Origin of the sequence: Streptomyces glomeratus (assembly GCF_021462825.1) — a bacterium.
GTDB lineage: Bacteria > Actinomycetota > Actinomycetes > Streptomycetales > Streptomycetaceae > Streptomyces > Streptomyces glomeratus.
Genome location: NZ_JAKEEB010000075.1, coordinates 1 through 6,972, shown reverse-complemented (window position 1 = coordinate 6,972; position 6,972 = coordinate 1). Strand labels below are relative to the sequence as shown.

7 protein-coding genes and 1 pseudogene are annotated in these 6,972 nt (G+C 71.3%); 4 read left to right on the top strand and 4 right to left on the bottom strand.

Features of this window, described 5'->3' with window-relative positions:
- Window positions 1-197: 197 nt before the first annotated feature.
- The 4 genes and pseudogenes from LZ604_RS35115 to LZ604_RS35100 form a co-directional block, all read left to right on the top strand.
- A pseudogene (locus LZ604_RS35115) lies at window positions 198-554 on the top strand (DUF6234 family protein); the annotation flags it as partial.
- A 144-nt stretch (window positions 555-698) separates the two neighbouring features.
- Entirely contained in the window at window positions 699-2,177 is a 1,479-nt protein-coding gene (locus LZ604_RS35110) for an AlkA N-terminal domain-containing protein (protein ID WP_234520262.1), read from the top strand.
- A gap of 134 nt (window positions 2,178-2,311) precedes the next feature.
- Window positions 2,312-2,818 carry a methylated-DNA--[protein]-cysteine S-methyltransferase gene (locus tag LZ604_RS35105; protein ID WP_234520257.1) on the top strand — a complete coding sequence of 169 codons (507 nt, stop codon included), beginning with the start codon at window positions 2,312-2,314 and terminating at the stop codon, window positions 2,816-2,818.
- A 22-nt stretch (window positions 2,819-2,840) separates the two neighbouring features.
- Window positions 2,841-3,572, top strand: coding sequence for a 2OG-Fe(II) oxygenase (locus LZ604_RS35100; protein WP_234520255.1), 732 nt, complete (start codon window positions 2,841-2,843; stop codon window positions 3,570-3,572).
- Window positions 3,573-3,618: 46 nt separating this feature from the next.
- Here the strand turns inward: LZ604_RS35100 and LZ604_RS35095 are convergent, their stop codons facing one another.
- From LZ604_RS35095 to LZ604_RS35080, 4 genes are all read right to left on the bottom strand, one after another.
- A complete protein-coding gene (locus tag LZ604_RS35095) occupies window positions 3,619-4,320 on the bottom strand; it encodes a hypothetical protein (RefSeq protein WP_234520253.1) in 702 nt (233 codons plus the stop codon).
- A 166-nt stretch (window positions 4,321-4,486) separates the two neighbouring features.
- Window positions 4,487-5,437, bottom strand: coding sequence for a hypothetical protein (locus tag LZ604_RS35090; protein ID WP_234520250.1), 951 nt, complete (start codon window positions 5,435-5,437; stop codon window positions 4,487-4,489).
- Window positions 5,434-6,174 carry a MerR family transcriptional regulator gene (locus LZ604_RS35085; protein ID WP_234520248.1) on the bottom strand — a complete coding sequence of 247 codons (741 nt, stop codon included), beginning with the start codon at window positions 6,172-6,174 and terminating at the stop codon, window positions 5,434-5,436. The genes LZ604_RS35090 and LZ604_RS35085 overlap by 4 nt, the downstream gene beginning before the upstream one ends.
- 624 nt (window positions 6,175-6,798) lie before the next feature.
- A partial coding sequence (locus LZ604_RS35080; protein WP_234519961.1) for a transposase occupies window positions 6,799-6,972 on the bottom strand: 174 nt, incomplete at its 5' end.

Below are 6,972 nucleotides of genomic sequence, written 5' to 3'. Positions count from 1 at the left end.
CCACTGCGTTTCGTGCGGCCACCAGGCGCACGCGGACACGGTGGGCGCCCTGAACGTTCTACGGGCCGGGCTGGTCCGTCGCCACGCCGCACCGGCATAGCGAGAAGCCCCCTCGTTCACGAGGGGGAGGAGTCACAGCACCGCCTGCCTTCGACGCCACCACCGGCTCCGAGCGGCGCCACCGTCCCGACAGGGGCGCCGACATCGGGGCCGGGTGCGGCCTGCTGTTTCTGGAGCTGGGCGCCCTGGTGGTGATCTTCGGGCTCTGGTTTCTGTCCGGGTTCGACCTCGACCCTGCCAGGACCGTCGAGGCCGACTCGTTGTGGGGCTACCTGGCCGCCGCCGGCGGGGTCGGCCTCCTCGCCCTCCTGGCCGTCGTGATCGCCGCGCGCGCCGGGGCGATGGTGACCGTCGTCAGTCAGGGCGTGATGGTCGCCCTGGTGTCCCTCATCGTCTTCGGCGGGGCCATGGCCCAGGCGCACGAGGACGCGCGGGATTCCACCGGCGGGAACGCGTGCCGCGCGGCACCGTCCGCACCCTGGTGCAACGGTTGAGCAAGCCCGGCGTACAGCCGTCCCGTGGCAGCAGGGCGGCCGGATGCCTTGCCGGCACGCCCCGCCCGGAAACGCGATGTCCGATTTCCGCCAGCACCCTGCGCTCAGGCCGTGCACAGTGGGAACGTGACCAGCGACGACAGCATGGGCGACGTCATGTACGAGGCGGTGTGCAGCCGCGACGCACGCTTCGACGGCGAGTTCTTCTTCGGCGTCGCCACGACCGGCATCTACTGCCGCCCCAGCTGTCCCGCCACCACCCCCAAGCGGAAGAACGTCTCTTTCTTCCCCACCGCCGCGGCGGCCCAGCACTCGGGCTTCCGCGCCTGCCGCCGGTGCCGCCCGGACGCCGTTCCCGGCTCCGCCGCATGGAATACCCGGGCGGACGTGGTGGGCCGGGCGATGCGACTGATCAGCGATGGTGTCGTCGACCGCGAGGGTGTCGCCGGACTGGCTGCACGGCTGGGATACAGCACCCGGCAGATGCAGCGGCAGCTGAACGCCGAAGTCGGCGCCGGTCCCATCGCGCTGGCCCGCGCACAGCGCGCGCACACCGCGCGGATCCTGCTGCAGACCACCTCCATGCAGGCGGCCGAGATCGCGTTCGCGGCCGGATTCGCCAGCGTGCGGCAGTTCAACGACACCATCCGGCAGATCTACGCCGTCACTCCCAGCGAGCTGCGCGCCGCCAAGCCGGGCCCCACCTCCCGCTACGGCTCGGTTGCCACGGCCCACGGCGCGGGAGGCATCCCGCTGCGGCTGGCCTACCGCGGCCCGTACGCCGCGGCCGAGGTCTTCGACTACCTCGCCGCACGCGCCCTGACCGGCATCGAGGAGATCATCGGAGCCCCCGGGAAGCGCACCTACCGGCGCACCCTGGACCTGCCGCACGCCCCGGGCATCGCCGAGGTCGGCGAGAAGTGCGGTGACGGCTGGCTGGAATGCCACCTGCACCTCGGCGACCTGCGGGACCTGACCACCGCCACGCAGCGTATGCGCCGGCTGTTCGACCTGGACGCCGACCCCTACGCGGTCACCGAGCGCCTCGGCGCTGACCCGGCGCTCGCGCCGCTCGTCGAGCGCCGGCCGGGGCTGCGCGCCCCCGGGGCCGCCGACCCGCACGAACTCGCCATCCGGGCGGTGCTGGGCCAGCAGGTGTCGGTGGCCGCAGGACAGCAGCTCGGCAACTCCGTGGTCACCGCCTACGGACGACCGCTGCCGACGCCGAGCGGCGCCCTCACCCACGTCTTCCCGGACGCCGGCACGCTGGCCGGGGCATCGCTGGCTGAACTCGGGATGCCCGAACCCCGCCGAGCCACCGTGCGCACGCTCTCGGGCGCACTGGCCGACGGCACGGTATGCCTGGACGCCGGAGCGGACCGCGACGAGACCGAGAAAGCCCTGCTGGACCTGCGCGGCATCGGCCCGTGGACAGCCGGCTATGTCCGCATGCGGGCCCTGGGCGACCCCGACGTCCTGCTGCCCATGGACGTGGCCGTCCAGGCAGGCATGCGGCACTCGGGCGCCGAGGCCGTCGACGCGGAACGCTGGCGGCCCTGGCGTAGCTATGCGATGCACCACTTGTGGAACGCCGCCGGCCGGCACTGCGCCCCGGAAGCGTGATGCCGAATGACGTCCGCTCCCCAGAACGACGTCCGAATCCCGCCAGCCCAGGTGGTGGAAACACCGCACAGTGGAGGGTGGAGAGACCAGGGGCTTCTTCAGACCTCGGAACCACATGAAAGGACACCGGACCGATGACGGTCTACACGACGATGGACAGCCCGCTGGGTGAGCTGCTGCTGGTGGGCGAGGAGTCGGCCACGGCCAAGGGCGGCACAGCGCTTGCTTCGCTGTCCGTGCCCGGTCAGAAGCGCGGGGCCGTGGTCCAGGACGGCTGGATCGAGAGGCCGGAGGCGTTCACCGAGATCGTCGCCCAGCTGCGCAGGTACTTCGACCGCACGCTGACCTGCTTCGACATCGAGTACGTCCACCGAGGCTCGGACTTCCAGCGGCGGGTGTGGACGGCACTGGAGGCCATCCCCTACGGCACCACCCTCACCTACGGCGACATCGCGCAGAAGATCGGCGCCCCGAGGGCCGCGGTGCGGGCCGTGGGCACGGCGATCGGCGCGAATCCGCTGCTGGTCGTGCGTCCCTGCCACCGAGTGATCGGTGCCGGCGGCACGCTGACCGGCTACGCGGGCGGCCTGGAGCGCAAGCAGCAGCTCCTGGACCTGGAGCGCCTCCGCCAAGCCGTCTGAAAGGGAATCAAGGATCCCCACCATGATCGAGACCACCCGGCTCGCGGGACCGGTCGCCGAGCGGATCGCTGAGCAGGACTGGGCGGCCCTGACCGGCGAGCTCGACGAGCACGGCAACGCGCTCACCGGCCGGCTCCTCACCCCGGCCGAGTGCCATGAGATCGCCGCCCTCTACGACGAGCCCGCCCACTTCCGTACCACCGTCGATATGGCCCGCCACCGCTTCGGCTCCGGCCAGTACCGCTACTTCACCCATGAACTACTATGCGTGGTACGTGAGTTGCGTGAAGCGTTCTATCCCCGGCTGTTGCCCATCGCCCGGGACTGGGCCGGCAGGCTCGACAAGCCCGCGCCCTGGCCGGACACCCTCCGGGAGTGGCTGGAGCAGTGCCACGAGGCCGGGCAGACCAAGTCCGCGCAGATTCTGCTGCGTTACGGCCCCGGCGACTGGAACGCCCTGCACCGGGACGTGTTCGGCGAGATGCTCTTCCCGCTCCAGGTCGTCATCGGCCTCGATGCCCCCGGTGTCGACTTCACCGGCGGCGAGTTCCTGATGACCGAACAGCGACCGCGCGCGCAGTCGCGCGGCTCGTCCACGACCCTGCCGCAGGGCCACGGCCTGGTCTTCACCACTCGGGACCGACCGGTGGCGACCAGGCGGGGCTGGTCGAACGGGCCGATGCGGCACGGCGTGAGCACGGTCCGCTCCGGCCGCCGGCACACCCTCGGCCTCGTCTTCCACGACGCGGCATGACACCCTCCATCACCTCGCGCCGGCCCGGCAGTCGGATCACAGCAGCTCAGTGGATGGAGAACCCGGTGAACCCACCCGTGCCACCGGTGGCCGCGCCACCGGGGTCACGGTTGGTCCGGGCCGAGGAGCTGCTCGGCACCCCCCGTGCGCGACATCCGACGGAGAACGCCTCGTAGTCCTCGGAGAACTGGTCCTGCCACCACCGCCGGAAGGTGAGGCCCGCCAACTCCTCCTCGGTCTTCGCCAGGGCGGCCCGATCCCAGACGACACAAGGGCGACCGAGGCCGGCAAGGGCCATCCGCAGCCGACGCACATCCACGAACGACCGGTCCACGGTGGCCGATTCGGGCACATCACGCGGTGGAACATCGTGGCGGAACACGAAGGTGAGGGACGCTCCCTCGGCACCCGGAGCGGTCGCCCGGCCCCAGACGTCCCGCACGGCAAGCCGCGCCCGCGCCGCATCGTTCTCCTCCTCGGCCTGAATCGCCCACCGGATTTCCCGGCGGACCGGTTCGTAGGCCTCGCACGCTTCCCGGACCACCTCCGGGTATCGAAGCTGAACCTTTCGCAGGGCCCTCCCGGCCCAGGGCCGGCTCCACAGCATCCACCACCGGTCCGCCCGTTCCTGCGCGGCCATCAGCTCGAAGCTGATGCCGTCCACCGCGGCGGCATAGGCGTCGGCGGCCTTCAACCAACGGCGGCACTGCTTGGGCGTGCACGGGGCGGCCGGACTCTCCGGCTGCATGGCCGGGCCTCCGGGTAACCCACGCGTCGGGTCGTTGGGTTCCACACGGAAGAAGGAGGGAAGCCAAGGCTCCTGGAGAAGACCTCGCGGAAACACCTCCCGCACCCGGACCCTGCCGTTGACGGGCAGGACCGGCTCCGGACGCTCTCTTCGCGGCACCAGCTGCTCATAACGACGAGGAGACCGCATCGCCGAGCGTTTCATCGCCCGCACACCCCCTTGTTCGGTGCCTTCCAGGATGCGCGCCGCAGTGACACCGGGCAACGCACGACGGCGGGTCTGGTCGAACCTGCGTGAGCGCGGTCACCGTTTCACACGGGTGGTCCGCGTGGAACCGGAGCGTACGGGCGAAGCCCTTCGCACCGAGCGGCCGCACGAACTCCACCGGTTTCGTCAGTTCCACCGTCACCGTGGTCTGGCTGCCCACCGCGAGGTCGAGCACCCCATCGGTATGCAGCTGCAGCAGCCGTCCATCGGGGTATCGCCGCTCGACCCGGGCGGCGGCGATAGCGGCGGCTGGAACCCAGAGGTCGAACAGCGCGCCGTACCGTATACGCAGCGAGCCGTCGGAACCCACGACATGAGGCCGTACCACGCAGGACGCATGCAGGGCGAGGACCAGCACCAGTCCGTACACGTCCACGACGAGCAGGGTGGCGTGAACGAGCGGCCGGCGGATCAGCAGGGCCGGCACGGCCGTTTCGATGACGGAGACGAAGAGCAGCCCGTACATCATGGCCGTCTGGGGGCCGGTGTACGCGACGGCCAGCGCACCCTCGGGAACCTGGTGGCGGCGGCGCAGCACCCACAGCCCGAGGCTGTACAGCGCCCGGACCTCGTGTGCGACGACTCGGCGTGCGGCGGCCGGGACCAGGGTGTGCAGCGCATCGCGCACGGCGTTCAGCACGGCGTTCCGGTGTCCGGCTCCGGCCCGTCGCCGCTGGGCGTACAGCCGCCACAGAGTCACTGCCTCCAGCGCGAGTACGGTCGACACCAGCGCCTCGGCGCCCACGAAGACCGCTCCGGGGATCCGTACGCCTGCCACCCCACACACCAGGAGGGCGATCTCGGTGGGCAGCATCGCCCACACCGCCGCCCGCGCGACCCGAGGACTCATGACGGCCTCTGGTGCATCCGGACGGTCAGCTGCCGCATCACCCGACGCACCACCTCCGCCTGGGCGGGCGGGTAGTCGGCGAGCAGCGCCTGCTCCAAGCCCGTCGCCACCGCTCCCTTGTCCGGAATCGCCGCCAGTACCTCGTCCGGTACGGCGGCGGCCATGTCGTCGGCCAGCGCCGCGATCCGGGGATCGTCCGCCGCTGCGCCGTCCAGTTCGTCCAGCCGCTCATAGAGCGCAAGCACGGCCGGGTCCTCGGCCAAGGGCCGCAAAGCCCCGTACACCGCGTCCCCGGCGGCCGTCGTATCCAGCAGGGACAGGTGTTCTCGGTCCTTTGCCGCGGCGGGGGATGCGGTGGCGGGCGCGGCCGTCAGGAGCTCGACGAGAGCGGGGGAGAGCGGCGCGTCCGGCGTGAGCGGTCCGTCCAGGAGGCCTGCAAGCACCCTGCGGCGCTCCTGGATCTCGCGCTCCTGGCGTGCGAGGTCGGCGTCCAACTCGCCCAGCACCTCCGCCAGTTCGCGCCCAGCGTCGTTCGCGAGAACGTCCCGCACTTCATCCAGGCCGAGCCCCAGCTCGGTCAGCCGTCGAATCCGGGCCAGCAGAACGGCATCTCGGAGACTGTAGGCGCGATATCCGTTGGCCTGCCGCTTGGGCTCGGGCAAGAGACCGATGTGGTGGTAATGCCGCACGGCCCGGGAGGTGACTCCGACGAGCGCGGCGATCTCTCCTATGCGCATGCCGCCAGTAGAAACCCTGCCGCAGCGGCAAGGTCAAGCATGGCCCCGGACTGTCGGCCCGGCTGCCCGGCTGCCCGGCTGCCCGGAAGCCACGGGCCGCGTGCCTCGCCGATCAGCCCCGGAGGGCAGCACCGAACCGGTGGTAGAGCGTGTCCATCCGACTGGGGCCAGGGCTGCGAGCCGGCGTCCGCAGCACAAGGGTGCGCACTGCCGGCGGGGCGTGCTCGATGGCCCATCGGATCTCCTCGATCCCCGGCAGCGGCGTCATCGCGCGCCGCGAGCTCACGAGCGCGCGCCTGGTAAAACCGCTGGTCGCAGAGCGGGCTTGGACTGGTGAGGGTGGCCAATGGGTAGAAGTACGGGGTTGCCGCCGCGTGGCACGCGGCGCGGGCGGCGGCTGTGGCGACCGGGTCGCCGACTTCACGTACGGCCGCGTGAGCCGCCCCGGCAAGGGAGCGGGGCCGGGCCGCCCAGAGCCCGGGCAGTCGGCGGTCCTCCTCGCTGATGGTCACCTTGTCCATCCCTGATCTTGGGTGGGTATCCCCGGCTTCAGCCGGGGAGGGAAACGCATCCTTGGACCGGAGGCGCGCAGCGCCGGAGTTCGCTGCGCCTCCTCGGTGAGGGTCAGGTGGGCCGCTTCTGGCCTTCGATGTACTGGCGGACGATGCTGAGCGGTGCGCCGCCGCACGATCCGGCGAAGTAGGAGCGGGACCAGAACACAGAGCCGATGCCGATGCGGTTGATACGGCCGGTGTACTCGGCGCGCAGGTACCGGGAGCTGACGCCCTTCAAGCTGTT

Bases quoted from the DNA above. Each gene is read 5' to 3' on its own strand.
- LZ604_RS35110 (WP_234520262.1), top strand. From the start codon at position 699: ATGGGCGACGTCATGTACGAGGCGGTGTGCAGCCGCGACGCACGCTTC.
- LZ604_RS35105 (WP_234520257.1), top strand. From the start codon at position 2,312: ATGACGGTCTACACGACGATGGACAGCCCGCTGGGTGAGCTGCTGCTG.
- LZ604_RS35100 (WP_234520255.1), top strand. From the start codon at position 2,841: ATGATCGAGACCACCCGGCTCGCGGGACCGGTCGCCGAGCGGATCGCT.
- LZ604_RS35095 (WP_234520253.1), bottom strand. From the start codon at position 4,320: ATGCAGCCGGAGAGTCCGGCCGCCCCGTGCACGCCCAAGCAGTGCCGC.
- LZ604_RS35090 (WP_234520250.1), bottom strand. From the start codon at position 5,437: ATGAGTCCTCGGGTCGCGCGGGCGGCGGTGTGGGCGATGCTGCCCACC.
- LZ604_RS35085 (WP_234520248.1), bottom strand. From the start codon at position 6,174: ATGCGCATAGGAGAGATCGCCGCGCTCGTCGGAGTCACCTCCCGGGCC.